We start from the raw sequence: 21,093 nt of genomic DNA, 5'->3' as shown, positions 1-21,093 counted from the left end.
CACCACGCGTATCGGAGGTCTGAACCCAACCGACGTTCGCCGCCTGCTGACGGCGGCCGGTTGCCTCCGCTGCTCGTCTCAGACGAGCAGCGCTGAGGGGAGCCGGAGAGACCGGATCTTCAATGGAGGGGAGTGCCCCCATGTGGGCGAGTGTGATCGCGGTGGCCGGGACCTTACTCGGGTCGGTCAGCGCCTACGTGCTTCAGCAGCGTGGCAGCGAGCGGGCCGCGCTGCGGCGTGAGCGGCTTGCTGCCGTGACCGCGCTGACGTCGGCGCTGGCCGACCACCGCCGTGCGATGTGGGTTCGCGAGGACCTGCGCCTGTCCGGTGCGGACGCCGCTTCCTACGAGGCGGCCCGCGCCGAGAGCCATGCCACCCGGAGCGCGGTCACCGCGCCCATGACGACTCTGGCTGTCCTCGCGCCCAACCTGCTCGACTCCGCGCAGGGTGCGGCTTCCGCCGTCTACGGCCTGCGCGGCGCGGCAAGCACCGAGCTGCTCGCCGCTGCGCGCACGGCCGCGATCGTCGCGTGCGACCACTTCGTCAAGCACGCGGCCAGCGCCGCCTGACTGACCCACCACCCATGCACGGCGCGCGGCCCCGGAGTTGCACCTCCGGGGCCGCTGTCGAGCCGTGAAACCTGCTAGGGAGACCACGACTCATGAAGTCCATCGTCGCACGTCAGATGCTTGTTACCGCCGCTGAGCCGGACCGCGAGCCCACGGCCGCTGAGCTGGACGCGATCGACACGGAGATGCCGCTCATCACCGCGGAGGTGGAGCTGCTGGACGCGCAGATCACGACCCTGGACCGCACGCCCACGGCGCTGGATGAGCGCCGGATCCGCCGGGCCCGCCGCCGGGTGCTCGCCGCTCGCCGGGCGCTGGCCAACCGCCCCACGGGTGTGGTCGGCGGTGCCGCGTGACGGCGGCCGGCACCTTCACCGCGCAGATGGCCTCGCACCGGGAGACCGGTCAGTGGCGGCTATACGTCGTCATCTTCGGGGCGAGCGAGTGGCCGACCTACGACTTCGATGGCCCCGGGGTGCCGACCGTTCAGGAGCGTTCACGGGCGCTGGCCGCGCTGGGCTACGTGTTCACGGACGGGCCCGGCTGGGAGTGGACCGAGGACGTCACGCCGGACGATGACCCGGCTGCCCCGGTCGTCCTGATCGCCTTCACGAGCGTGCGGGAGGGGGCGCCGTGAACACTGTTCAGATCCGTTCAGCAGAGCGCGCTTTGAGCGTCGGGACGTGGCTGATCGTGGCCGGGGCGATGCTCTACTCGATCCTCACCGTCACCCCGCTGATGGCGGCCCACACCCCTGCCGGGTGGAAGTGGACGGCCCCCATCCTCCCGCTCGTGGTGGACGCCGCCGTCGTCATCGTGGTGCGGCTGGACTCGGTCCTCGCCCGCCTCGGAGGCGACGGCGGCCGGTGGCCCGTCGTGCTCCGGTGGCTCACCGGCTGCATGACCCTCGCGCTGAACGTCACCGACTCCGCGTTGAAGAAAGACCTGGTCGGCATGGCTGTGCACGCGGTCGCGCCGCTGCTGCTGATCGTCACCGCGGAGACCGGACTCGCCTACCGGCGCGCCATCACTGCTGCCGTGACCCGTCTGGAGGCCGAGCAGCGCGCCGAGCGCGAGGCACGGGAGCGGGCGGCCCGGGAACGCCGGGAAGCGGCCGAGGCGCGAGCCCGCCAGGAGCGCGAGCACGCCGCCACGGAGGCGCGTGAACAGCGCGAGCACGAGGCCCGGCTAGCCCGTGAACAGACCGCACGGGAGGAAGCCGCACGGGCCGCCGAGCGTGCCGAGCGCGAGCAGCGGGAGCGGGAGGAGCGGGAGGCCCGTGAACGCCGTGAACAGATGCGTGAACAGCAGCAGCGCGAGCGTGAACGCCTCGCCCGTGAGGCTGAACAGCGCCGCGAAGCCGAGCGTCTGGCGAGCGAGCAGGCGGCCCGCCGGCAGCAGCAGGAAGCCGCCGAGCGGGAGGCCCATGAACGCGCGGAGCTGCTGTCCGGTGGGCCGGTGGACAAGAAGCAGGACGAGGACGTGGCCCGGCGGATCGTCGCCGCGGCATTCGCCGAAGGGCTGTCGATCCGGACGGCTGTCGAGCTGTGCGGCTGGTCGCTCGGCTGGGTCACCGCCCGCTACCAGGAACTACGCGACACCCGCACCGCCCCCGCCCTCGAAGGAGCATCCTCGTGATCCGCGTCGTGTCCACCCACACCCTCACCGCCCTGCACACCGCCCGGACCGAAGCCGAACAGCAGCAGCACCGGGCCGCCGAGTCCGCGCACAGGGCCGAGGCCGCGCTCGCGGAGCTACGGTGCGAGGCGGCGCGGCTCGAAGGTGAGCTGTCCGCCCTGCGGGCGCAGTCGCTGCTCGACACCGAGGACCGGCAGGCGCTGCGGACGCTGCTGCGGGTCACCCGCAAGCAGACCGCGGCCCTGAGCGAGCGGGTGTTCGTCCTGTTCCACCGCGGCGCCTTCCACAGCGTCCACCCCAGCCAGGAATCGGCCGAGGTGGCGGCTGAGGCCGAGGGCGCCCCACGCTCCGGCTGGACCGCCCACACCCCCGGCGCCGCACTGCCGCCGGCAAGTGAAGTCGCGTGGCGGGTGCAGGCGCTCCCGCTCGGAGGCATCGCCCGCCGGATGCCCGAGACGGCTGCACCGTGAGTGCGCTGCCGGTGTTCCGGTGGCGGCTCGCCCCGGACGGCCTGGCGACCCGCCGCCAGCTCCGCGCCCTGGGGCTTCGGCCCGGCGGGCAGGACGTCGCCGCCGAACTCCAGCGCCCCCGTCGTCGGCGGGGGCCGCTGGTCGCCTACCTCTACCGCATCGACCGGGCCAAGCCCGTCCGCCCCATGACGCCCGCGCGCCGGGCAGCCCTCGCTAAGGCGAATGCCGCGCAGCGCGTCTGCCCGGCCTGCCAGCGGGATGCCGGTTACCGGATCCCGCGCTCACTCGGCATGTGCACCCCCTGCCACGACGGACCGACAGGAGTCCCCGCATGACCACCCACACCAGCCAGCAGACCACCCCCGCGCCCGCGCCGGCCGACCGGCGGCACGGCTCCCACCAGTACGTGCTCACCCTCGCCAAGACCGGCGGAGGCATGGACACCTGGTACGGCACGATCACCCCGACCGAGCACGACCGCAGGCACGACGTCTTCCTCGCCCTGCGCAAGCACATCGTCATGCGCGACCCCGCGTTCGCCGGGGCGCACGTCGTCTTCTTCTCCCTGGAGCCCAACGGGCTCTGACCTGCACCACCTCGCCACAGCACGGGCCCGCACGCCACCGCCTCCAAGCAAGCGCGTGCGGGCCCTGCTGTTCTCCGCAAAGGAGTGCACACAGCATGACGGACACCACCATCGCTCCGGAAGCGGGCACCGACGCCCCTCCGGACACCACCCCCACCCCCAACACCCCCACCTCCGCGCCGGAGTCGACGGCGGCCCCGGCCGCGAGTGTCGACCACACCCCGGGCGGGTGGCCGGTCGTCCCCCTCGCGGTCACCAGCACGAACACGACCACCTCGCTTATGGCGGCTGCTGCGCTGGTCGGCGGACCGGCCGGGCTCGCCGTCGCCGCGACCGGCGCGGCTGTCCTCGGCACCGCCGCAGCCGCCGCCCGCTACCGCAGCAACCGCAAGCCCAAGACCAGGTCCGGGGCCGGGGCGGGGGCGGGGAAGAAGGCTTCCCGTACTGCCGCGACGGCCCGGCACGGCAGCGTCGGGACCACGGTCCGGCCGGGTGCCGGGCGGGTGCCGAAGCAGGGCGCTAACGGGAACGCCGGCACCAGTAGGACGGCAGGTCGCGGACACCGTACCGGCGGCACCGCAGGCCGTGCCATCAGCGGATCCGCGCTGCCCAACGGCCGCACGAGCGGGCGTGGTCGGACCGGCTCCACCTCCGCTGGCTCGCAGTCCGCCCGTCCGGGCAGGGGCAGCGGGGCGGGACGCGGTCGGGTTGGGGAGGTCAGGGCGCTGCGGGATGCCGCGCGGCAGTCGGCCCCGTCGCGGGCCGCGCGCCGCAGCGACACCACGGGCGCCCGGCGGCAGGTCGCGGACGCCCGTCGGCAGGCGAAGGCCGGGCAGCGGGCCGCCTCGCTCGGCAGCCGCGGCGCGGTCGGCCGGGCGGTCGGCAAGGCCGCGGGCCGGATCGGCAAGGCCCGCGGCGCCGCCATCGAGCGGGCCCGCCAGGCCCGGGACAAGCGCACGGCCGGACAGGTCGCCGGGCAGCGCGACCAGGTGCGCAAGGCACCCGCCCGGAAGGCAGCCCGCGCCGCGCTGCGGCGCTCCGCCGGGCGGTTCCAGCGGCGCCGTCTGCTCGCCGCGCTGCTCGCCGGGATGCTCGGCATGGTCACCTCCCCGATCGGCCGGCGGCTCGGTTGGGCGTGGCTGATCCACCCCGGCCGCCGCCTCTACGCCCGCCTCATGCAGTCCGCGAAGGAGCAGCGCGAGGCCCGGGATGAGGCCATCCGTCAGGCCCTGGCGCGCGACGAGGAAGCCGCGGACGCCGCCGAGGGCGACGAGGAGATCGGGGAGACGGCCGAGCGGCCCGAGGGCCTGGTGCCTGCCCCGTCCACCAGCAGTGACAACGAGGGAGTGATCGTGTCGGGTTTCCGGTTCGAGGAGTACGCGGCGGAGATGGAAGCCGCCGCCAACAGCTACGAGCCCGAGAGTGCCATGGAGATCCTCGCCATGGTCGAAGGGCTCCCGGCCGCGCTGACGTCGGTGGCGAACGTGATGCGGATTCTCGCGGAGCGGGCCGACTCCGAGTTCCCGCTGGAGAAGGAAGTGGCGTGCGGCTTTGACGACATCTACGGCGCCCTGATGTCCGCGGTCGCGGTCGCGGAGGACATGGGCCCGCTGTTCCGTCTCGCGCACGAGCAGGACATCGCCCGCCACGAGGACCCCCGCAACGGGACCGAGGCCGAGAAGGGATGGAACGTCTGATCATGCCCACCAACCCCGCCACCAGCACGGGGCCGGTGTGGGACTGGAGCGCCGGTCACGGACCCGTGACCGGCGCCATGTCCGCCACCACCGGCGCCCTCGCCATCGCCACCACCGGCGCCGCCACCGGCATGCCCCCCGCCTGGGCCCTCGCCGTCGGCGCGGCCGGCGCGATCGGCCACACTGCCACCAGCCTGCGTGACCGGCTGTCCGCCCGGACCATCGGCATGCGCGCCGCGTCCTGGCTGCTCGGCGCCGGGTGGACCACCTGGGCCATCGCCACGGGCCCGCTGACCTGGGCCGCCCTCGGCTCCCTGGCCACCCTCGGGGTGGGCATCGGGGCCGCCTCCCGCGCCACCCTCATCCACGAGGAGGCCCGCGAGCTGGAGGCCATCGCCGTCGCGGAACGGCAGGTCGCCCGCGAGCTGTCCGCCGAACGCCGGGCGATCGCCGCCGAGTGGGTGGACCGGATTCAGCGCGTCTGCCATGTCACGGTGCGCGTCCTCGCGGTCGAGCAGTGGCCCACCGGCAGCGGGTTCACCATCGACGCCGAACTCCCGCCCGGCGGCACCACCTACGACCGCATCGCGCAGCACGCTACCCAGCTTGCCGCGGACGCCCGCCTGCCGCACGGCTGCACCGCGATCGCGTCGCAGGGCATCGACCAGGGACGCGTCCTCATCGACGTCACCACGGTCAACGTGCTGGCGGAGGAGCGCACCTACCCCGACCAGTACGGGCCGCTGTCGATCTACACGGGGATCCCGTGGGGCTACCGGACGAACGCGCAGGAAATCTGCGTCTACCTGCGCGAGCAGTGCGCCCTCGTGGTCGGGCCGACCGGATCGGGCAAGACGAACATGGTTCACGTCATCCTCGCCGGATTCGCCCGCACCACCGACGTCCTCACCTGGGTGATCGACCTCAACGCCGGATCCGCCGGCCTGCCCTGGGTCCGCCCCGCACTCGACGACAACGGGCAGATCGTGGACGGCATGACCCCCGGGGTGGACTGGCTCGCCTCCACCTACGACGAAGCCCTGCTGATGCTGGATGCGGCGCTCGCGATCGGCCGGCACCGCAAGGTCGCCTACCAGGACCTCATGGCCCAGGCGAACACCGACCAGCTCCCCGTGTCGCCCAAGATTCCGCAGATCATGCTCGTCATTGACGAGGGCGCGGAGATCCTCGCCAGTACTGACCGGCAGATGAAGGAACTCGCCAAGAAGATCCTGGAAGTCATCCGGATGCTGCGCGCGATGGGTGTGCGGACGGTGCTGACCGCGCTCGGGGCGACGGGTGCCGTGCTGGGGAACCTGATGATCCGCCGTGAGGCCAAAGCGCGAGTCTGCCTGACCGGCGGAGAGGTCGAAGGCATGGACCTGTCCAAGGTGTTCCCCGGGGCCCGCGGCCTGCGCGTCGACCAGGCCCCCTACAAGGGCGCCGGGTTCATGGGCACCCCCGAGTCCGCGGCGGCCCTGTTCAAGAACTGGCGGATCCTGCCCAACCAGATCCGCGACATCGTCACCGCCACCTCCGCCCTCCACCCCACCCTGGACGCCACCTCCGCGACCGTCGCCGGGGACGCCTACGCGAACCGCTGGGCACCCGAACGCACCGCCTGGATGCGCGACCCCCACCGCCCCACACCCGCAGCCGTCACGGAGCAGGGCCGCCCCGGTGGACTGAACCTCTCCGCGCTGCGCGAGCAGCCGCCCGCCGCCGAGTCGGAAGCGGACGCCCTCGCACGGCAGTTCCGCGAGCAGATCGACGCCAAGTTCGCCACCGCCCCCGAACGAGGGAAGGCAGAAGATCGGGCGGAGCGGCCCGCCGGGCTAAACCTGTCCGCCCTGCGCGGCAGCGACGAGGACAACGCCGCCAAGGACGCCGCCCTCGCCCTGCTGCTCGCCGCCGGGCCCGAGGGCACCGGAGCATCCGCGATCGCCCGCGCCCTCACCAACGCGCACGGCACCTCACGCCAGACGGTCGTCGGCTGGCTCAAAACCTGGAGCGACGACGGGACCGCCGTCCGGATCGGGACCGGCACCAAGACCCGCTACGTCCACCACCACCACGCGCCGCCCGAGGGCCAGTAGAAGCCTCGTCTTGGCGCTTGTCACCCCGCCGCCAGGAAGGGCCCTGGACGACTTGCTGAGGGCCCGAAACAGCTTGTGACCTGCAAGGCGACAAGCGACAAGACAAGACAAGCGACAAGCACGCGACAAGTCAGACGACAAGCGAACGGCACCGGGCAGCACCCGCGGAGGGTGCTGCCCGCCGTCGTTGAAGGGACCGCGTTGTGCACTCCCCGACCCCGTACGAGATCACCACCCTGCCCCCGCAGACCACCCCGATACATGGCGCGATGCTCGCCCACGAGATCCCGCCCGGCGTCCAACTGGTCACCCTGCCCGGCGGGATCCGCACCCTCGCCTACACCCACCAGCCGCCCGCCGAGACCCCGCAGCAGGCGGTGCCCGCGGCGGCGCCGATCCCGACCTGGGCCAAGACCACCGCCCTGTTGACCCCCACCATCGGGGGTGGCATCGCCGCCGCCGGCATCGGACTCTCCTACGCCGCCCCGGGACTGATCGCCATGAGCCACGCCCTGTGGTCCGCCGTCGCCCTCATCGCCGCCGGAACCATCGCCCTCCCCCTCCTGCTCCGCACCACCCGCGGACGCACCCGCCGCACCACGCCGACGCACATCACCCAGAACATCACCGCCACCGGCCTCTTCGGCCGCGCCAACGGCACCATCAACCACCACTGAGGAGACCCCCGTGCCCGATCGGCTCCGTGACCGGATCAGTGACGCGCTCGCGCTCCTGAACGGCGCCCGCACCCTGCGCTGCCCGTTCCCCACCTGCACGGTCCGCATCCGCTACCGGGCCATCACCCCCGCCGAGGCCGAACGCCTCACCGTGCTCGCCGCCGACCACACCCGCCACGGCACCAAACACTGACCACGAAAGGACCGGCATGGCCGTCACCGTCTCCCTGATCGTCCTCTTCGGTGCCCTGCTGCTCGTCATGCTCCGCGCCCGCAGCCTCGGCGCCGGGGCCGCATTCGTCGCCGTGATGTTCGGCTTCTTCCTCGCCTCCACCGGCGCCGCCGAACCCATCCGCAACATGACCGCCGCCCTCGCGAACGTCATCCCCAACCTGTGAACGCCGAGAGCGGCCCCTGTCTCGGGAAAGCCCGGGGCCGCTCTCGTCTACCAGCATCCAGAGAACTGGAGACACCAAGCATGACCCAACCCACCACGATCCGGCGAGAGCACGGCCGCCGGCCGTTGCTGCTGGACCTGTTCTGCTGCGCCGGCGGCGCAGGCATGGGCTACCGCCGGGCAGGGTTCGACGTCGTCGGCGTCGACATCGTCCCCCGCCCGAACTACCCCTTCACCTTCCACCAGGGCGACGCGCTCGCCTACCTCGCCGCCCTCATCACCTCCGGCAAGATCCGCCGCTTCACCGCCGTGCACGCCTCGCCGCCGTGCCAGGCCGGATGCGCGCTCACCGTCGGCACCAACGCCTCCCAAGGCTGGGGCGGCACCCACATCGACCTCGTCCCGCCCACCCGCGCCCTGCTGGAACAGACCGGTCTTCCCTATGTGATCGAGCAGCCCAACGGGCGCGCGGAGATCCGCAAAGACCTCTCACTGTGCGGCGAGATGTTCTCGCTCGGGGTGCTGCGGCACCGCAACTTCGAACTCGGCGGCTGGACCATCGAGCAGCCCGCCCACCCCAAGCACCGGGGGCGGGTGCGCGGCTACCGACACGGCCGCTTCTACGACGGCCCGTACGTCGCCGCCTACGGATCCGGCGGCGGGAAGGCCACCGTCGCGGAGATGCAGCAGGCGATGGGCATCGGCTGGACCGACGTCCGCGAGGAACTGACCGAAGCCATCCCGCCCGCCTTCTCCGAGCACATCGGCCGCGCCCTGCACACCAGCCTCCGGACGGGGGTTGCGGCATGAGCGACCACCTGAACGTCGCGCTCGGGCTCGCCGCCAAGGGCGTGCCGGTCCTGCCGCTGCGGGCCGGGAAGGTCCCGTTCGGCAACTGCCCCGACTGCCGGGACAACGCCTGCGGCGGCCGGCCGAACATGAAGACCGCAGGGACCTGCGCGTGCCCGCGGCCCTGTCACGGCTGGGCCGCCGCATCGACCGCCCCCGCAACCCTCGGGTCCCGGGAGTGGGCGGCGACGTGGCGCACTGCGGCTGCGGTCGCCTACCACCCGGCCGGGGCCGGGCTCACCGTCGTTGACCTCGACCACGCCACTGCGGTCGCCTGGGCCTGCACGGCGCTGCCGTCCACCCGGACCGTGGCCACGACGCGGGGCGAGCACTGGATCTACCGGGGCGTGATGCGGTCCGGCAACGGGGTCCGGCCGGGCGTGGATATCAAGTCCACGATGGCCTACACCCGCTACCTCGGGCCCGGCGCCGGCACCGTGACCGCCCTGCCCGACGCCGTCCGCAGCCTGGTGGAGAGGGAAGAGACCACTCCGCCGCGCCAGGGAGTGGACTCTTCGTCCCCGGCCCGCGCCGCGTGGGACCGCAGCGTGGCCACCGGCTGCCGCCACACCACCACGTTCGTCCGGACCGGCCTGCAGCGCGGTCTCGACCGAATCCTGGCGCACCGTGAGAGCGGGGCCGGGTCCGCCGCCTACGGGGTGGCCCGGTTCACTGCCAAGCAGCACGCCGCGTGCCCTGGCCCGTGCGGTCTGCAGCGCCTGGGCGAGGAGATCGTGGCCGCCGCCGTCACCGTCGGCGTTCCCGAGCCCTACGCCCGACGCGCTGTTGCCAACGGTCTCAGCAGCACATGGCGGCTGGCATGAACTCCCGCGACCAGGGCGAGCGGCCGATCGTCGTCACTGGCATCCGGCCCGGCCTGCAAGTCAGCACGGACGAGCGCCGGCCGGTCGCCGACTGGCTGTGCCGCTGTGGACACCACGAGCGAGCCGTGGGCAAGTGGGCCGTCGTCGAGCTGACGGGCCGCGTCAACGTGCAGCACTGTCCGCACGCCGCCGACGCAGCCCCATCCACCACGGCCAGGGGCGCGGAAGTCGCCGCCCGTCAGGGCGTCCGAACTGTCACTGACCTTCCCCTGCCCACCATCCCCGCCACCACGGCGGACAGGAGGACCGCCGCATGACACGGCATGACAGCGAACTGTGGGCGGGATTCGAGGAGATGTCCGCGGAGGACGTAGCCGGGCCCGTCTGGGACGAGCCCGTCCCGATCAACCCGCGCGGTCCGCTCCCTGACTTCCCAGTCGACGCGCTGCCCACCTGGCTCCGGGCCATGACGGCGGAAGTCACCGAGGAGACCCAGACGCCCATCGACCTCGCCGGATGCCTCGCACTGGCGGTCATCGGCACCGCTGCCGGCGGACGCCTCAACGTCAACGTCCGCGGCCAGTGGAGCGAACCGCTCAACCTCTACACCGCCGTCGCCCTGCCGCCCGGCAACCGCAAGTCCGCAGTCTTCGGGCTCATGACGAAGCCCCTGCTCGCCGCCGAGCAGGCTCTCATCGAGCTGACAGCACCACAGCGGGCCGAAGCCGCCGCAGCAGCACGCATCGCCAAGGCTGCCGCCGAGCGGGCGGAGAAGCTGGCAGCCAATGCTGATCCGGAGAAGGTGGCTGATCTGACCGCCTCGGCCGTGTCCCTGTCGGATGCTGCCGAGCGGGCCGTGGTCCCGGCCGAGCCGCAGCTCATCGCGGATGATGTCACCGCCGAGTCCCTGACGACGCTCCTGGCCCAGCAGGAGGGACGGATCTCGATCCTGTCGCCTGAGGGCGAGATCTTCGAGATCATCGCGGGCCGCTATTCCGGCGGCACCCCGAACATGGGCATCTTCCTCAAGGGACATGCCGGGGACATGGCCCGCGTCAACCGCCAGGCCCGGGACGCCCAGTACATCGAGGCCCCGGCCATCACCATGGGTCTGGCCGTGCAACCGGCCGTCCTGGACGCCATCGGGCAGATCAAGGGAGCTGACGGGCGGGGCCTGCTCGCCCGGTTCCTCTACTCCAAGCCGGAATCTCTCGTCGGGCGTCGCAACCTCACTCCTCAGCTCCTGTCGCCCGAAACCGCCGCCACCTACGCCGAAACTCTGGGCCGCCTGGCCTTGACCCTCGCGAGCTGGACGGAGACTGCAACCCTCACCCTGTCACCCGAAGCGGACACCGTCCTGCTCGCCTACCAGCGCGTCACCGAATCCCGCCTCGGCAAGGGCGGATCGCTCGCCCCGATCATCAACTGGGCCAGCAAGCGTGACGGGGCTGTCGCGCGCATGGCCGGACTTCTACACCTCGCCACCCACCCCGAGGACGCCTGGAACCTGCCCATCGGCCCCGAGACGATGGCAGCCGCTACCCGCCTCGGGGACTACTTCACCGCCCATGCCCTCGACGTCTTCGACGCCATGGGCGCCGACCCTGCACTGTCCGCCGCACACACCGTCCTGACCCACCTGCGCGAGACACGCACCACCTGCTTCACCAAGCGCGACCTCTTCCGTGCCATGCCCCGCGGCGAGTTCCCCGCCATGCGCGACCTCGACCCCGCCCTGACACTCCTGGAGGAACACGGCTGGGTCCGCCAGCAGCCCCCGCCACCCCGCAACGGACGCGGCGGCCGGCCGCCCTCCCCCCGCTACGAGGCACACCCCCGCGCCACTCCTGGCGCCTGAAAACCCCCCACCCCGATGACAGAACTGACAGAACCTCCCGACAAGGCATCTGACCTGCGGAAACAGTTACTCCCGGAGCGCTGACAAAACCTCCGGAAACTCTGACAGAACCTCGACCCCGCTCAGCGGTCGCTCTGACAGAACTCCCACCCGGAGGTTCTGTCAGAGTTTTCCGAGGTTTTGTCACGCCGAGCAAGGCCAGGAAAACCCCAGCTCAGAGGCCATACGGCGAGGTTCTGTCAGTTCTGTCATCACAACCCGGGGTTCTGTCACCCCAGACCGAGCTAAGGAGCCCAGTGGCCAGCACCAAGATGCTCAAGCTCCCGGAAGTCCTCGCCGAGATCGGCATGAGCCGCGCCGCCTTCTACCGCATGCGCGCCCGCGGCCACGCCCCTCGCCTCATCAAGCTCCCGAACGGACAACTCCGCGTCCGCCGCGGCGATCTCGACGCCTGGTGGGCGCGCTGCGAGCAGCGCGCCGCCTAACCGAATAGCTCACCAGGGGCCCGCGCATGCGCGGGCCCCTCATCATGCCTGGAGAGAGATGCTCACGTTCGACGTCGATATCTGGTCCATCCGCAAGCGCGCCGGCCGCCCGAAGCCGTGGGAGCTCCGTTGGCGGGTCGGTGAGCGTCCGCACTCCCGAAGCTTCAAGCTCAAGCCGCAGGCGGACGGGCGGCGCGCGGAGCTGATGACCGCCCTCCGTGACCACCAGCAGTTCGACGAGGAGACTGGCCTTCCCGCGGCCGAGCTAATGGCACGCACGTCCCCGTCCTGGTACGAGCACGTCACGCAGTACGTGCTGATGAAGTGGCCCCGAGCCGCAGCAAAGCACAGGGCGAGCATCGCGGAATCGCTCTCCGTCGTAACCCCGATGCTGGTGACCACCAAGCGCGGTGCGCCCCCTGCGGCCGTACTGCGTGCAGCGCTGTACCAGTGGGCCTTCCGCGCAGTGAGGAATGCCGAAGGAAGCTGGGTGCCTCGGCACACCGCCGAGCAGCCGCCGGCAGACATCCGGGCCGCGCTCGACTGGATCGCTGCGAACTCACGCAAGGTCAAAGACCTGGAGGACCCGACGCTTCTTCGCCCCGCCCTCGAAGCCCTCTCGCTACGGCTGGACGGGAAGAAGGCTGCGGAGAACACGGTGCGACGCAAGCGCATGGTGCTCAGCAACGTGCTGCGCTACACCGTGGACGAGAAGGGACTGCTCAGCGCGAACCCGCTTCCACGCGTCGACTGGTCGCCGCCTGAGAGCGATGACGAGATCGACTTTCGTTTCGTGCCCGGGCCCGTCCTGGCGCGCTCTCTACTCGGCGCCGTCCGCGACTCCGGACCGCGCGGTGCACACCTCCACGCCTTCTTCGGGTGCCTGTACTACGCGGCGATGCGGCCGGGCGAAATCGTCGCGCTCAAAGAGTCGGACTGCACCCTGCCGCCCAACTCCCCCGAGTGCGTGCAGAAGTGGGGCGAGCTGCTGCTGGGCGAGAGCCGCCCGGAAGTCGGCGGGGGATGGACGGATGACGGCGCGTCCTACGAGAAGCGAGGGTTGAAGCGGCGAAGGAGCGGCGCCACACGGACCGTCCCCATCCCGCCCGTTCTCGTGCACCTGCTCCGCGAGCACATCGCCCGCTACGGCACCACGGACGACGGGCGGCTGTTCCGTGCGGCACGAGGTGGCCGCGTCGCGTCCACGGAGTACTGCGATCTGTGGGAGAAGGCGCGTGCGGCTGTTCTGGCCCCGGCTGAGGCCAAATCCCCGTTGGCTGCGGTGCCGTACTCGCTGCGGCACGCTGGAGTGTCTCTCTGGATCAAGTCCGGGGTGGACCCCGCCGAGGTGGCCGCTCGGGCCGGCCACAGCATCGCGGTGCTGTACCGCTTCTACGCGAAGATCCTCAAGGGCGGTCAGCAGCACTCCAACGACCTGATCTCACGCGCACTCGATGGGGAAGCCGGGCCCTGATCCTGGCCCACAGATGGCCCATACGCACTGGTCAAAGCTGGGATGCGGGCGAGAAGGGGTGAGACAGGCTCGCATGCGAAAGGGGTGTCCCTCTACCCGGGACACCCCTTCTGACCAGCGCCTACGCTGACCTGCGCGCGGTGGGTGTGGGATTTGAACCCACGGTGACTCGCGCCACGACGGTTTTCAAGACCGTTCCCTTAGGCCGCTCGGGCAACCCACCCGTGCCCCGCCGCACCCGCTGCGGAGCGGCTACAGCCTACCGGCCCGCGCGGGGGTGCGGGGGCCTCGGCCGGGAGGGTGGTCAGGGGGCGAGGAGGATCTTGCCGGTGGTGCGCCTGCGCTCGATGGCGCGGTGGGCCTCGGCGGCCTCGGCGAGGGGGTAGGTGCGCCCGATCTCGATGTGCAGCCGGTCCGCCTCGATGCGCTCGGTGATCTTCTCCATCACCTCGCCGGAGGGTTCGGCCGTGACCCAGACGTAGCGCAGTCCGCGGGCCGCCGCCTGCCGCTCGTCGGTGCCCGGGTCGATCGAGGCGCCGATGAGCAGGCCGCCCGGGCGGAGCACGTCGAGGGAGCGGGGGCCGTACTCGCCGCCGACGAGGTCCAGCACGACGTCGACCGGTTCGACGGCGGCCCGGAAGTCGGTGGCGGTGTGGTCGACGAGGTCGGTGACGCCCAGGCCGCGCAGGAAGTCGTGGTGGGCCGGCCGCGCGGTCCCGGTCACGTGTGCCCCGGCCTGCGCGGCCAGTTGCACGGCCACGTGCCCGACGCCGCCCGCGGCCGCGTGGACCAGCACCCGGTCGCCGGGCCGGACGCGGGCCAGCACGGCCAGTGCCTGCCAGGCCGTGCTGGCGACCAGCGGGACGGCCCCGGCGCGCACGAGGCCGAGGTTCCGTGGCGGCCGGGCCAGGGCGGTGGCCGGTGCCACGGTGTACTCGGCGTAGGAGCCTCGGCGCGACACGGGGAGCATGCCGTACACCGCGTCGCCGGGCGCGAAGCCGGTCACGCCCTCGCCGGTCCGCTCGACGGTCCCCGAGACGTCGGTGCCCGGCGTCCACGGCAGCGGGACCAGCTCCGGGACCCGGCCCGAGCGCAGCACGGCGTCGCCCGGGTTGACCCCCGCGCCGGCGACCCGCACCAGCACCTCGCCGGGGCCCGGTCCGGGCACGTCGGTCTCGGTGTGGACGAGCTTCTCCGGTCCGCCGAAGGCGGTTTGGACGACGGCGTGCATGCGGGCGGGCATCAGGACTCCTCAACGGTGCTCCGGCGGTGGGTCCATGGTCGGACCGGCCGAAGCCCCGGCGGAAGAAGGCACTTGTCTGATATCGAGGTTCCTCATGGATACCGGCTTCGACCTCAGGGAACACGGCGGCGTGGACGTCTTCCTCCGCGACTGCCCCACCCGCGCCGTGCTGGAGCTGATCGCCGGCAAGTGGACCATGCTGGTGCTGGTGGCGCTGGAGGACGGCCGGCCGATGCGCTTCGCGGAGCTGCGCAGGCGGCTCGACGGCGTGACGGCGAAGGTCCTGACGGGGACCCTGCGGGCGCTGGAGCGCGAAGGGCTGCTCACCCGGGCCGTGTATCCGACCGTGCCGCCGCGGGTGGAGTACCGGCTGACGGCGCTGGGGCGGGAGGTCGGCGGTCTGCTGCAGGGCATCACCGACTGGGCGCAGGCGAACGTCGCCGCGGTGGTGGCCGCCCGGGAGGAGTTCGACGAGCGGGCCGCCCGGCCCCCTGCGGCCGTGGAGTAGGACGGCAGCCGCGCGGGACGCGAAGGGCGGCCTTCGCGCGGGAGGGCCGGCCTGCGCGCGGAGCACGGCGGAGCACGGCGGAGCACGAAGGGCCGGGCGCCGTGCGGGTGCACGGCGGCCGGCCCTTCCGGGGCTCAGGGGTCAGCTGTCGCCCTTGCGTTCGCCGAGGGTGACCTCCGCCGTCCGCTCCTTGCCGTCGCGCTCGTAGGTCAGCTTCACCTTGTCGCCGGGCTCGTGCGTCCAGATCTCGCTGATCAGGGTCGGACCGCTGTCGATCTCCTTGCCGTCGAAGCCCGTGATCACGTCGCCGGACTTCAGGCCGGCCCGGCCCGCGGGGCTGTCCGGCGGGACCGCCTCGCTGCCGCCGGCGCCCTCGGAGGCGATCTTCGCGCCGCCGCCCTGGCCGGACATGTCGACGGTGGCGCCGATGACCGGGTAGACCGGGGTGCCGGTCTTGATGAGCTGCTCGGCGACGGTCTTCGCCTGGTTGATCGGGATGGCGAAGCCCAGGCCGATGGAGCCCGCCTGGGACTGGCCCATGCCGCTCCCGGCGGACTGGATCGCGGAGTTGATGCCGATCACCGCGCCGCCCGAGTCGAGCAGCGGGCCGCCGGAGTTGCCCGGGTTGATGGAGGCGTCGGTCTGGAGCGCGCTCATGTAGCTGTTCTTGCCGCTGGAGCCGTCACCGGAGGCGACGGGGCGGTTCTTGGCGCTGATGATGCCGGTGGTCACCGTGTTGGAGAGGCCGAACGGTGCGCCGATGGCGATGGTGGAGTCGCCGACCGCGACCTTGTCCGAGTTCCCGAGTGGCAGCGGCGCGAGTCCGCCGGGCGCGTCCTTGAGCTTGAGGACGGCCACGTCGTAGCCCTGGGCGCGGCCGACCACCTCGGCGTCGTACGTCTTGCCGTCGGAGAAGGTCGCCGACAGGGTGCCGCCCTCGGCGGCCGACTCCACCACATGGTTGTTGGTGAGGATGTGGCCCTCGCGGTCGTAGACGAACCCGGTGCCGGTGCCGCCCTCGCCGCCTTCGCCACCGGTGCCGCCGATGCCCCCGGCGCCCGACTTGGCCTCGATGGTGACGACACCCGGCAGCGCCTTGCCCGCGACCGCCGCCACCGTGCCCGGCTCGCGCTTGAGGTCCTGCGGAGCGGCGGCGGAGACCGTGGTCGAACCGGTGCCGCCGTCGTTGCGCTCGGCGGCCCAGTAGCCGATACCGCCGCCGACGCCGCCGGCGACGAGCGCCGCCACCAGGACGGCGGCGACGAGACCGCCGGAGCGGCGCCGTCGCGGCTCGCCCGCGGGGGCGGGCTGGTGGCCGGGGTCGCCCCAGACGGGACCGCCGCCGTGCGCGCCGCCGCCGTAGGAGGGGACGGCGGGCGGGGCGGGCGGCCAGGCGGGACCGGCGCCCTGCGGGGCCTGCGCCTGGTGGGTGGCGGTCGCCCGCTCGGCGAACGGGTCGTGGGATCCGGGCGGGGCGGGAGGCGCGCCGGCCGGCCCGGAGGGAGCGGGCGGGGTGGGGCCGTGACCGTGGGCCCCGTCGCCGGCACCCGGGGAGGGGGTGTGCGCGGGCGGGGTCGGGCCGTGGCCGTGGACCGCGTCGCCGGCACCCGGGGAGGGGGTGTGCGCGGCGGCGGGGTCGGGGGAACCCGCGGGCGGCGCGGGGGCCGGACCCTCGGGAGCGGTGTCCGGCCGAGGCGGTACGGACGGGGCGGCAGGAACCGCGTTGCCCTCGTTCTCGGTGCTCACAGCTCTGTCTCCTCAGGTTCCACAGGTTCCACAGGTCCACTTCGGTACGGGCCGGGTCGGCGTGACTCCGGGGCGTTCGCTGCGCGACTGTCCGCGGTCAGCTTTTCCCACCGCACGTCAGGCCACTGTAAGCAGGACCTGTGTGTATTCCGGCAATCCTTTACTTACGACAAATGGGGCGCATCTTCTGAGCCCCCGGACGGCCGGAGCCATGTGCCCCGCCGCCCCCTCCCCCGTCTGCCCCGTCACGGTGACACCATGACGCGGGTGACCCCAGCACCAGCGCACAGCATTCAGGTCGTGGCCCACCGAGGCTCGTCGGAGGACGCCCCCGAACACACCCTGGCCGCGTACCGCAAGGCGATCGAGGACGGCGCCGACGCCCTGGAGTGCGACGTCCGCCTCACCGCGGACGGTCATCTGGTCTGCGTCCACGACCGCCGGGTGAACCGCACGTCCAACGGCCGGGGCGCCGTCTCCGCGCTGGAGCTCGCGGACCTCGCGGCGCTCGACTTCGGGTCGTGGAAGGACGCGGCCGAGAGCCCGGAGTGTAAGGACCCCTCGCTGACCTCGGTCCTCACGCTGGAGCGGCTGCTGGAGCTGGTCGCCGACGCCGGGCGCCGGGTGGAACTCGCCGTCGAGACCAAGCACCCCACCCGGTGGGCCGGCCAGGTGGAGGAGCGGCTGCTGGCACTGCTGAAGCGGTTCGGCCTGGCGGAGCCGCCGTCCCGCGAGGAGTCGCCGGTACGCATCATGAGCTTCTCGGCCCGCTCGCTGCACCGGGTCTCGCTGGCGGCCCCGCGGATCCCGACCGTCTATCTGACGCAGTTCGCGACCCGCCGGGTGCGGGAGGGCAGGCTGCCCGCCGGGGCGGGCGTCGCCGGCCCCGGGATCCGGATCGTACGCAGCCACCCCGATCTCGTGGCACGGCTGCACGAGGCGGGTCACCAGGTGCACGTCTGGACCGTCGACGAGCCCGAGGACGTGGAGTTGTGCATCCGCCTGGGCGTCGACGCGATCATCACCAACCGTCCCGGTCAGGTCCTGTCCCAGCTGGGACGCCGGTGACTTCGTGACCCTGCGTCACAGGGTGTGCCCCGGCGCATTCGCTGTGTAGTCACGCGTGTCGAGTGCGTCACTGCCGCGTGGTTGGCCGGTTTCCGGTCCAGTCCAGGAGGGCATTCACACGGTGGCGTGGGGCGAAGGAGGTCTCGGGGGTGGCGTTTGTGGTGGCACAGGAAGTGCCCACGTCGTCGAGCATGGCCGTACCCCATGGCCCTGCGGGCGTGGGTGAGGCGCGGCACCGGATGCGTGCGCAGCTCAGGGACGGCGGGGTGTCGGAGACGGTCGTCGACGACGCGGTTCTGATCCTTTCCGAGCTGCTCAGCAACGCGTACCGCCACGGCAGACCGCTGGGCCGTTCCGACGTGGGCGACGGCGACGTACGCGCCGCCTGGCGGGTGGACCGCTCCGGGCGGCTGACGGTCGAGGTGACGGACGGCGGCGGGCCGACCCGCCCGATTCCGGCCACGCCGTCGGTGACGGCGCGCGGCGGCCGGGGGCTGAACATCATCTCCGCGCTCGCCCAGGAGTGGGGCGTGCGCGACGAGGTGGCCGGCGAGGTCACGGTGTGGGTGCTCGTCACGGAGGGACACCGGCGCGAGGACTTCGCCACCCGGGTCGGGGGGCCGGTCTTCGACTTCTCCGACGCCTTCGACGATCTCGACTAGATCGGCCGGACGGGCGGGCAGCCGGCGTGCTCCGCGCGGGCCCGGCCGGCGGGGGACGCCTCCGGGCCTCCGGCCCGGGTGGGCGCAGGAGCCGCGCGGGCCTCCGGTCCGGGTCGGCGCACGGGGCCTCGCCGGAGACCTCGGCGCGTCGGGGTCCGCCCCGGTTCACAAGCCGCGGCAAGCTCCTCGGCGCATCGGCGTCCGCCCCGGCTCACGGGCCGCGGCAGGGCTCCTCGGCACATCGGGACGCCCCGGCTCACGGAGCCACGGCAAAGTCCTCGGCGCATCGGTCCGTCCGGCCCGGGTCGGCTCACCGGGCCGCGGCACGGTCCTCGACCCCGTCCGGACGCGGGGCGCCGCGGGGTCCCGCGCGTCACCCGGTTCCGCGACTGGGGGGCCGATGCGCCACGCGGGTCGCGCCGTACGGCTAGGCTCGCGCCCGACACAGCACCGCCGCGATCGGGAGAAAGCCTCACCATGGCCAAGAAGCGCCCCCAGACGAAGGCGACGAAGCCTCAGACCAGGACCGGGGCAGGCGCCGCAGGCGCGAACGAGCCCGTGCCGGTGGTGGGCGCCCGCGAGCCCTGCCCCTGCGGTTCGGGCCGCCGCTACAAGGCGTGTCACGGCCGCGCCGCCGCGCACGCCGTGACCGAACTGGTCCAGCGCCCGTTCGAGGGGCTCGCCGGCGAGTCCGACTGGGTCGCCCTGCGCGAGCTGGTGCCCGCGGCGACGGTCGAACTCACGCTGAAGGACGGCCTCCCCGAGGGCGTCCCGTCGGTGACGCTCGCGACGGTGCTGCCGATGGCGTGGCCCGCGCTGCGCCGCGACGACGGTTCGGTCCTGCTCGGCCTCCAGAACGACACCCCCTCCGGCGACCTCAGCCGCGACCTGGCCACCACCCTGCGCAAGGCGCTCGCCGCCGAGCCTGGCACGCCGGTGACGGCGGGCGGCACGGACACGGCGGACGCGGAGCCGGTGCGTCTCCAGGACCTGCTCGACGCCGACGCGGCCTTCGAGCCGGTCGTCCACGCGGGCTTCGAGTTCTGGGTGCCGGACTCGAAGGAGCAGGCGTCGCCGGATGTCGCCGCCTCCCTGGAGCGGGCGAACGCCGCCGCCATCCCGACCGTCAAGCTCGCCGGGGTGGACGCCGCCTACTGGTGCGAGACGCCGGAGAAGAACCACCTGCGCTGGGTCATGGCGCACGCCGAGGAGCGTCTGCTCGACGCCCTGGCCCGGCTGCACGCCGCCGGGTCGTCCTCGCTCGGCGAGGGCACCCGTCTCGTCGGCTCGTTCCGCGCGCACGGTCTGATGGTCCCGGTCTGGGACCTGCCCACCTCGATGGGCGCCGAGGAGTGCGAGAAGCCCGCCGCGGAGTTCGCCGAACGGCTCGCCGCCGCCCTCGCCGACGACGCCCCGCTGACGCCGGAGGAGCGCCGGGCACGGGGCGGCCTCACCAACCGCCAAGTCACCCTCAGCTGAGAGTGACGAATGCCGTGCGGTATCGGGTGACTCCAGTCACAACTCGCTCTACCAGCCGGTAAATCCCTGTCCGAATAACAGAGATCGAATTTGCGAACCGCAGATCTCTTGTTACCGTTCTAGAAGCCCGGTCGCTGGTGCATCCCCCGTCGCCAGCGATCGGGCGTTTCCATTTCCCGGCCGCCCCTCCGGCTCAACGTCCCCCGGCGGCAACGGAGTTGCTCCCGGCCCGGAGCAGCAGCGGCCCGTCGCCGCCGGCGCCCCGGGCGGCGAACTCGGCAACGGCCGCGTAGGCCGACGGCTCTCCCAGGGAATGCGCCCGAGGGGTTTCACAGGTACCCGGCTCATCGCCCTCATGTGGCAAGCAGTTTGCCTGCCAGGCACGCCCGCCGGGGCCCATCAGAGACAGTACGGCCGTCAATTCCCCGCCGGTGGGATTGCGGAAATAGGTGCGGGCCCAGGTTTCGCCGTCTTCCGCCATGACACAGGTCTGGGCCTCCACGCCACCCGGGGAGGCGAGTTCCGGCCCACATCGCTCGATCCGGCGCGCTGGGAACGGAGCTCCGGCTCCGGTACCATCCGCGGCCCGGCGGGCGTCGCCGCGCGCCGGGAGCCCGGCGGTCCGCTCCGGAGCGCCGGCCGCGGGCGGCGCCGCGGCGGGGGCTCCGCCGTCACCGGTGCCCGGGGTGCCGGCGGTCCCCGCGAAGGCGGTGAGCGGCAGCAGGACGGCCGCGGCCGTGACGGCCGCCAGCCCGGTCACACGGGGA

24 protein-coding genes and 1 tRNA gene are annotated in these 21,093 nt (G+C 72.8%); 22 read left to right on the top strand and 3 right to left on the bottom strand.

The annotated features are described in order from the left end of the window. Positions 1-140 precede the first annotated feature (140 nt). The 18 genes from kilB (at position 141) to JE024_RS17815 (ending at position 13,620) form a co-directional block, all read left to right on the top strand. On the top strand, positions 141-569 hold the full coding sequence (gene kilB / locus JE024_RS17900) for a plasmid transfer protein KilB (RefSeq protein ID WP_205374560.1): 429 nt from the start codon (positions 141-143) through the stop codon (positions 567-569). A gap of 92 nt (positions 570-661) precedes the next feature. Further along, positions 662-925 carry a DUF6284 family protein gene (locus tag JE024_RS17895; protein WP_205374559.1) on the top strand — a complete coding sequence of 88 codons (264 nt, stop codon included), beginning with the start codon at positions 662-664 and terminating at the stop codon, positions 923-925. Further along, a complete protein-coding gene (locus tag JE024_RS17890; RefSeq protein WP_244882935.1) occupies positions 922-1,206 on the top strand; it encodes a DUF6303 family protein in 285 nt (94 codons plus the stop codon). Before JE024_RS17895 ends, JE024_RS17890 begins: the two co-directional genes overlap by 4 nt. Beyond that, positions 1,203-2,207 carry a DUF2637 domain-containing protein gene (locus JE024_RS17885; RefSeq protein ID WP_205374558.1) on the top strand — a complete coding sequence of 335 codons (1,005 nt, stop codon included), beginning with the start codon at positions 1,203-1,205 and terminating at the stop codon, positions 2,205-2,207. Before JE024_RS17890 ends, JE024_RS17885 begins: the two co-directional genes overlap by 4 nt. After that, a complete protein-coding gene (locus tag JE024_RS17880; protein ID WP_205374557.1) occupies positions 2,204-2,677 on the top strand; it encodes a hypothetical protein in 474 nt (157 codons plus the stop codon). The genes JE024_RS17885 and JE024_RS17880 overlap by 4 nt, the downstream gene beginning before the upstream one ends. Further along, entirely contained in the window at positions 2,674-3,012 is a 339-nt protein-coding gene (locus JE024_RS17875) for an RRQRL motif-containing zinc-binding protein (protein WP_205374556.1), read from the top strand. The genes JE024_RS17880 and JE024_RS17875 overlap by 4 nt, the downstream gene beginning before the upstream one ends. After that, positions 3,009-3,263, top strand: a complete 255-nt coding sequence (locus JE024_RS17870; RefSeq protein ID WP_205374555.1) for a hypothetical protein — start codon at positions 3,009-3,011, stop codon at positions 3,261-3,263. Before JE024_RS17875 ends, JE024_RS17870 begins: the two co-directional genes overlap by 4 nt. A 95-nt stretch (positions 3,264-3,358) precedes the next feature. Then, positions 3,359-4,960 (top strand): hypothetical protein, encoded by a 1,602-nt coding sequence (locus tag JE024_RS17865; RefSeq protein WP_205374554.1) that lies wholly within the window; start codon positions 3,359-3,361, stop codon positions 4,958-4,960. Between the two features lie 2 nt (positions 4,961-4,962). Continuing rightward, complete coding sequence (locus JE024_RS17860; RefSeq protein WP_205374553.1) at positions 4,963-7,056, top strand: hypothetical protein; 2,094 nt, start codon at positions 4,963-4,965, stop codon at positions 7,054-7,056. A gap of 203 nt (positions 7,057-7,259) precedes the next feature. Next, positions 7,260-7,733 carry a hypothetical protein gene (locus tag JE024_RS17855; RefSeq protein ID WP_205374552.1) on the top strand — a complete coding sequence of 158 codons (474 nt, stop codon included), beginning with the start codon at positions 7,260-7,262 and terminating at the stop codon, positions 7,731-7,733. A 10-nt stretch (positions 7,734-7,743) separates the two neighbouring features. After that, positions 7,744-7,926, top strand: coding sequence for a hypothetical protein (locus JE024_RS17850; protein ID WP_205374551.1), 183 nt, complete (start codon positions 7,744-7,746; stop codon positions 7,924-7,926). A 16-nt stretch (positions 7,927-7,942) separates the two neighbouring features. Further along, a complete protein-coding gene (locus tag JE024_RS17845; RefSeq protein WP_205374550.1) occupies positions 7,943-8,131 on the top strand; it encodes a hypothetical protein in 189 nt (62 codons plus the stop codon). An 80-nt stretch (positions 8,132-8,211) separates the two neighbouring features. Next, positions 8,212-8,940, top strand: a complete 729-nt coding sequence (locus JE024_RS17840) for a DNA cytosine methyltransferase (protein ID WP_205374549.1) — start codon at positions 8,212-8,214, stop codon at positions 8,938-8,940. Next, positions 8,937-9,803, top strand: a complete 867-nt coding sequence (locus JE024_RS17835; protein ID WP_205374548.1) for a bifunctional DNA primase/polymerase — start codon at positions 8,937-8,939, stop codon at positions 9,801-9,803. Before JE024_RS17840 ends, JE024_RS17835 begins: the two co-directional genes overlap by 4 nt. Continuing rightward, a complete protein-coding gene (locus JE024_RS17830) occupies positions 9,800-10,120 on the top strand; it encodes a hypothetical protein (RefSeq protein ID WP_205374547.1) in 321 nt (106 codons plus the stop codon). The genes JE024_RS17835 and JE024_RS17830 overlap by 4 nt, the downstream gene beginning before the upstream one ends. Continuing rightward, positions 10,117-11,661 (top strand): YfjI family protein, encoded by a 1,545-nt coding sequence (locus JE024_RS17825; RefSeq protein ID WP_205374546.1) that lies wholly within the window; start codon positions 10,117-10,119, stop codon positions 11,659-11,661. The genes JE024_RS17830 and JE024_RS17825 overlap by 4 nt, the downstream gene beginning before the upstream one ends. Before the next feature lie 296 nt (positions 11,662-11,957). Continuing rightward, positions 11,958-12,146, top strand: a complete 189-nt coding sequence (locus tag JE024_RS17820; RefSeq protein WP_205374545.1) for a helix-turn-helix transcriptional regulator — start codon at positions 11,958-11,960, stop codon at positions 12,144-12,146. A gap of 58 nt (positions 12,147-12,204) precedes the next feature. Then, positions 12,205-13,620: a tyrosine-type recombinase/integrase gene (locus JE024_RS17815; protein WP_205374544.1), complete on the top strand. Its 1,416-nt coding sequence runs from the start codon at positions 12,205-12,207 to the stop codon at positions 13,618-13,620. Positions 13,621-13,758: 138 nt separating this feature from the next. Here JE024_RS17815 and JE024_RS17810 read toward each other — a convergent pair. Continuing rightward, positions 13,759-13,843, bottom strand: a tRNA-Ser gene (locus JE024_RS17810). Positions 13,844-13,924: 81 nt separating this feature from the next. Then, the gene (locus JE024_RS17805; protein WP_205374543.1) at positions 13,925-14,863 is read right to left on the bottom strand and encodes an NADP-dependent oxidoreductase; all 939 of its coding nucleotides are present in this window, start codon (positions 14,861-14,863) and stop codon (positions 13,925-13,927) included. Between the two features lie 94 nt (positions 14,864-14,957). Here JE024_RS17805 and JE024_RS17800 point away from each other — a divergent pair, with 94 nt between their 5' ends. Next, positions 14,958-15,371, top strand: coding sequence for a winged helix-turn-helix transcriptional regulator (locus JE024_RS17800; protein WP_205374542.1), 414 nt, complete (start codon positions 14,958-14,960; stop codon positions 15,369-15,371). A gap of 141 nt (positions 15,372-15,512) precedes the next feature. On the opposite strand, the gene JE024_RS17795 is transcribed toward JE024_RS17800, so the two are convergent. Next, positions 15,513-17,117 carry a S1C family serine protease gene (locus tag JE024_RS17795; protein WP_205374541.1) on the bottom strand — a complete coding sequence of 535 codons (1,605 nt, stop codon included), beginning with the start codon at positions 17,115-17,117 and terminating at the stop codon, positions 15,513-15,515. Between the two features lie 258 nt (positions 17,118-17,375). On the opposite strand from JE024_RS17795, the gene JE024_RS17790 reads away from it, so the two are divergent. The 3 genes from JE024_RS17790 (at position 17,376) to JE024_RS17780 (ending at position 20,326) form a co-directional block, all read left to right on the top strand. Then, a complete protein-coding gene (locus JE024_RS17790; protein WP_205374540.1) occupies positions 17,376-18,185 on the top strand; it encodes a glycerophosphodiester phosphodiesterase in 810 nt (269 codons plus the stop codon). A 62-nt stretch (positions 18,186-18,247) separates the two neighbouring features. Then, positions 18,248-18,847 (top strand): ATP-binding protein, encoded by a 600-nt coding sequence (locus JE024_RS17785; protein WP_205374539.1) that lies wholly within the window; start codon positions 18,248-18,250, stop codon positions 18,845-18,847. 477 nt (positions 18,848-19,324) lie between these two features. Further along, a complete protein-coding gene (locus tag JE024_RS17780) occupies positions 19,325-20,326 on the top strand; it encodes a DUF5926 family protein (RefSeq protein WP_205374538.1) in 1,002 nt (333 codons plus the stop codon). Positions 20,327-21,093: the final 767 nt, after the last annotated feature.

Origin of the sequence: Streptomyces zhihengii, assembly GCF_016919245.1 — a bacterium.
Classification (GTDB): Bacteria; Actinomycetota; Actinomycetes; order Streptomycetales; family Streptomycetaceae; genus Streptomyces; species Streptomyces zhihengii.
The sequence above is the reverse complement of the archived record's forward strand: the minus strand, read 5'-3'. Positions and strand labels throughout refer to the sequence as shown.

What these genes read in the sequence shown, in the direction of transcription:
- JE024_RS17830 (WP_205374547.1), top strand. Translation starts at nt 9,800, where the DNA reads ATGAACTCCCGCGACCAGGGCGAGCGGCCGATCGTCGTCACTGGCATC.
- JE024_RS17825 (WP_205374546.1), top strand. Translation starts at nt 10,117, where the DNA reads ATGACACGGCATGACAGCGAACTGTGGGCGGGATTCGAGGAGATGTCC.
- JE024_RS17870 (WP_205374555.1), top strand. Translation starts at nt 3,009, where the DNA reads ATGACCACCCACACCAGCCAGCAGACCACCCCCGCGCCCGCGCCGGCC.
- JE024_RS17895 (WP_205374559.1), top strand. Translation starts at nt 662, where the DNA reads ATGAAGTCCATCGTCGCACGTCAGATGCTTGTTACCGCCGCTGAGCCG.
- JE024_RS17815 (WP_205374544.1), top strand. Translation starts at nt 12,205, where the DNA reads ATGCTCACGTTCGACGTCGATATCTGGTCCATCCGCAAGCGCGCCGGC.
- JE024_RS17790 (WP_205374540.1), top strand. Translation starts at nt 17,376, where the DNA reads ATGACGCGGGTGACCCCAGCACCAGCGCACAGCATTCAGGTCGTGGCC.
- kilB (WP_205374560.1), top strand. Translation starts at nt 141, where the DNA reads ATGTGGGCGAGTGTGATCGCGGTGGCCGGGACCTTACTCGGGTCGGTC.
- JE024_RS17860 (WP_205374553.1), top strand. Translation starts at nt 4,963, where the DNA reads ATGCCCACCAACCCCGCCACCAGCACGGGGCCGGTGTGGGACTGGAGC.
- JE024_RS17835 (WP_205374548.1), top strand. Translation starts at nt 8,937, where the DNA reads ATGAGCGACCACCTGAACGTCGCGCTCGGGCTCGCCGCCAAGGGCGTG.
- JE024_RS17805 (WP_205374543.1), bottom strand. Translation starts at nt 14,863, where the DNA reads ATGCCCGCCCGCATGCACGCCGTCGTCCAAACCGCCTTCGGCGGACCG.
- JE024_RS17800 (WP_205374542.1), top strand. Translation starts at nt 14,958, where the DNA reads ATGGATACCGGCTTCGACCTCAGGGAACACGGCGGCGTGGACGTCTTC.
- JE024_RS17845 (WP_205374550.1), top strand. Translation starts at nt 7,943, where the DNA reads ATGGCCGTCACCGTCTCCCTGATCGTCCTCTTCGGTGCCCTGCTGCTC.
- JE024_RS17780 (WP_205374538.1), top strand. Translation starts at nt 19,325, where the DNA reads ATGGCCAAGAAGCGCCCCCAGACGAAGGCGACGAAGCCTCAGACCAGG.
- JE024_RS17865 (WP_205374554.1), top strand. Translation starts at nt 3,359, where the DNA reads ATGACGGACACCACCATCGCTCCGGAAGCGGGCACCGACGCCCCTCCG.
- JE024_RS17840 (WP_205374549.1), top strand. Translation starts at nt 8,212, where the DNA reads ATGACCCAACCCACCACGATCCGGCGAGAGCACGGCCGCCGGCCGTTG.